This is a genomic window from Streptomyces capoamus (assembly GCF_014654935.1).
Lineage (GTDB): Bacteria > Actinomycetota > Actinomycetes > Streptomycetales > Streptomycetaceae > Streptomyces > Streptomyces capoamus.
In genome coordinates, this window is the sequence record NZ_BNBF01000006.1 from 5,720 (window position 1) to 9,051 (window position 3,332).

3 protein-coding genes are annotated in these 3,332 nt (G+C 71.6%); all 3 read left to right on the forward strand.

What is annotated here, in order from left to right; translation table 11 throughout:
• Positions 1-55: 55 nt before the first annotated feature.
• The 3 genes from IE312_RS11405 to IE312_RS11415 all read left to right on the forward strand — a co-directional run bounded on the left by IE312_RS11405 (position 56) and on the right by IE312_RS11415 (position 3,168).
• Complete coding sequence (locus IE312_RS11405; protein WP_189980868.1) at positions 56-847, forward strand: enhanced serine sensitivity protein SseB; 792 nt, start codon at positions 56-58, stop codon at positions 845-847.
• Between the two features lie 213 nt (positions 848-1,060).
• Positions 1,061-1,843: an enhanced serine sensitivity protein SseB C-terminal domain-containing protein gene (locus tag IE312_RS11410; protein ID WP_189981321.1), complete on the forward strand. Its 783-nt coding sequence runs from the start codon at positions 1,061-1,063 to the stop codon at positions 1,841-1,843.
• Positions 1,844-2,160: 317 nt separating this feature from the next.
• Positions 2,161-3,168 carry an ABC transporter permease gene (locus IE312_RS11415; protein ID WP_189980869.1) on the forward strand — a complete coding sequence of 336 codons (1,008 nt, stop codon included), beginning with the start codon at positions 2,161-2,163 and terminating at the stop codon, positions 3,166-3,168.
• The last annotated feature ends 164 nt before the right edge of the window (positions 3,169-3,332 follow it).

Genomic DNA, 3,332 nt, shown 5'->3' on the forward strand with positions numbered 1-3,332 from the left:
CGCCACCCGCTAGCCTTCATGCTCACAGCAGTGGTTCCCAGCAGGCGGTAGGCAGATGGACTTCCCGGCGGACTTTCCCACGGACTTCCCGGCACAGGCGCACCCCCACCCGCACGGCGGTTGGCCCGGCAACGAGCTGGAGGAGGTGCTGTCGGCCTCCCTCGGCGTCCCCTCGGCGGGCGGCCGGATCATCGAGGTCCTCGGGCGGAGCCTGCTGTGGATACCGCTGCCCAACGGCGGGGGCCCGGACAGCGGCCCGCTGGACCTGCCGACCATGGACCTCGACGGCCAGGCGTACGTCCCGGTGTTCAGCTCCGAGGAACAGCTGCGCCAGGCCGCCGGCTCCCACATGTCGTACACCGTCGCCCCCGCCGTCGAGTTCGCCCGCGGTCTGCCCCCGCAGGCGGGCATCGCGGTCAACCCGGGCGGTGTGGTCGGCGTCCCGCTGCCGCCCGAGGCCGTGGCCGACCTGTGCCGGGCCGGCCGCACCCCGCTGGACGGTCCCGGCACCGGCGGCCGGGTCCGGCTCTTCGAGCCCGACTGGCAGGACGACCCGGTCGACTTCCTCGCCGCCGCCTCCGCCGAGTTCGCCGGCACCGGCGTGGTGCTCACCGCCCGCCGCTGCCTGGCCGCCGTCGAGACCGCCGACCCCGTCATGTTCGTCGGCGTGGAGCTGTCCCGGTGGGAGGGCGACCTGCGGACCGTGCCCCTGGACGCCCTCGGCCGCGCCCTCGGCACGGTCCCGGTCCGGTGGCCGGTCAACCTGGTCCTCCTGGACGTCGCCGACGACCCGGTCGCCGACTGGCTGAAGACGCACGTCCGGCCCTTCTACCAGCACGGCCACTGAACTGCCGGCGACAGGGACGGCCGGCCGGGGGACGCGGGGCCGCAGCCGGTGCGCGGCCCCGCCGCGGGGCGCGAGAGCGCACCACATGCCCGTGCCCGCGCCCGCACACGATGTCCCGGGCTCCGGGGCGCTTAAGCTGTGTCCGAACGCGGGGCGAGAAGCGAAGGGGCGGTAAGACAGGTGAGCGCGAGCCCAAGCGGCAGCGTCGAGCACATGCTGCGCCAGGTCACGCCCGGACGCTACGACGCCTACGAGGCCCTCCTCCGCGCCCTCGCCACCCCCTCCTCCGGCCAGGTCTGGATGCTCCTGTGGCACGGCCAGGCCGGCTCCCCGGACGCCCAGTACGGGGACATGGAGGTCGACGGCTTCCACTACGCCCCCTGCGTCACCTCGGCCCAGGAGCTGTCGGCGAGCGGCTGGAACCGGTCCTACGAGGTGGTCGACGGCCTCGACGTGGCCCGCACCCTCTACCCCGACCACTACGGCCTCTGGCTCAACCCGCACGCCCCCGGCGGCGGCGTCGGCATCCCCTGGCTGGACCTGCGCCGCATCGCCGCCGGCCTGGACCGCCAGCCCGCCGGACCGCTGCGCCTGTCCGAACCCGGCATCGAGATCCCCCAGTTCTACGCCCTGCTGGCGCAGAACGCGCACCGCACCCCCGCGCTGCGCTCGCTGCGCCGCGCCTGGGTGCAGCCCGCGCTCGGGGCGCCGTACCTCGCCATCGGCCTGGACGTGTACGACACCTCGCCGGCCGCGGTGGACTCGGTGCGGGGGATGATGCAGCAGTCCATCGGTGCCGTCCCGGAGGGCCTGCCGGTCTCCACGGTCGCGATGAGCGACGGCCACGACCCGGTGGTGATGTGGATGCGGGCCAACGCGCGCCCCTTCTACGACCGCGAGGCACACGTCCCGGCGTCGCCGGCGCTGCTCCAGCCGCAGCCCCAGGCCCCGCCGGCCGCCGGCTACGGCTACCCGCCGGTGCCCGGCGCCTACTGACGCGCCGGTGTGGCCGTCGTCACAGGGCGAAAAGGGTGACGTGAACGGGTCGTGAAGGCGACTCTTCAGCCGGGTCGTGAGGATCCGTCAACGGCTGCTGCGTCCGCTCCCCGTAACTCGCCGTCCGTATAACGTGAAACCGCAGCTTGCATCACGGTTACGCATCCTTTCGCCGTCGAGTCTGGCGGCTGATCGCGCAACCGTTGAAGACTCCCCTCTCAAGGGGCGCGCCGCCCCTGTGTACGACGGATCGATTGATGCCGCTACCAGCGGCAAGTGCAGGCCGGCTACAGCCGGTTGAGAGGGGTCCCTGCCTAATGACGGCACCATTGCACGAGCCGACAGCGGAAGCGGCCCCGAGCGCGGCCGATGAGGCGGCGGCTGCCACCAGCGGAGCGGTGGCCGTCCAGGGCCGTTCGCTCGGCCGGATCGCCTGGGAGCGTCTCAAGCGGGACAAGCTCGCCCTCACCGGCGGCATAGTCGTGTTCCTCCTCATCCTGCTCGCCGTCCTCGCGCCGGTCATCACCGACCTGCTCGGCCAGGACCCGGACGCCTACCACGAGAACCTCATCGACCCGCTGTTCGGCACCCCCAAGGCCTCCCTGGGCGGCATCAGCGGCGACCACCTGCTGGGCGTCGAGCCGGTGAACGGCCGCGACATCTTCGCCCGCATCCTCTACGGCGCCCGGATCTCCCTCCTGGTCGGCTTCCTGTCCGCCGTCGTGGCCGTGATCCTGGGGACGGTCCTGGGCATCCTGGCCGGCTTCTTCGGCGGCTGGATCGACGCCACCGTCAGCCGCGTCATGGACGGCCTGCTCGCCTTCCCGCAGCTGCTGTTCACCATCGCGCTGGTCTCCGTCATGCCGAACACCATGCTGGGGCTGACCGGCTCGAACGTGCGCGTCTTCGTGATGATCCTGGTCATCGGCTTCTTCGGCTGGCCGTACATCGGACGCGTGGTGCGCGGCCAGACCCTCTCCCTGCGCGAGCGCGAGTACGTCGAGGCGGCCCGGTCGCTGGGCGCCGGACGGTTCTACATCCTGTTCAAGGAACTGCTCCCCAACCTCGTGGCGCCGATCATCGTCTACACGACGATGATGATCCCGACCAACATCCTCACCGAAGCGGCACTCAGCTTCCTGGGCGTGGGCGTCAAGCCGCCCACCGCCTCCTGGGGACAGATGCTGTCCAGCGCGATCGACTACTACGAGTCGGACCCCATGTACATGGTCGTCCCGGGTGTAGCGATCTTCATCACCGTGCTTGCCTTCAATCTCTTCGGCGACGGCGTCCGGGACGCACTCGACCCCAAGGGCTCCCGCTGAAGTGGCGCACCCCGAAACGTCCCGTGGCATCGACACGGGGTCTCTCATCACATCCGGAGGATCCGACATCGTGACTACCCAACGCACCTCAGGGCGGCGGAAGCAGGCATTGGCCGCTGCTGTCGCGGTGGCTGCCCTGCTCACCACGGCGGCGTGCGGCGGCG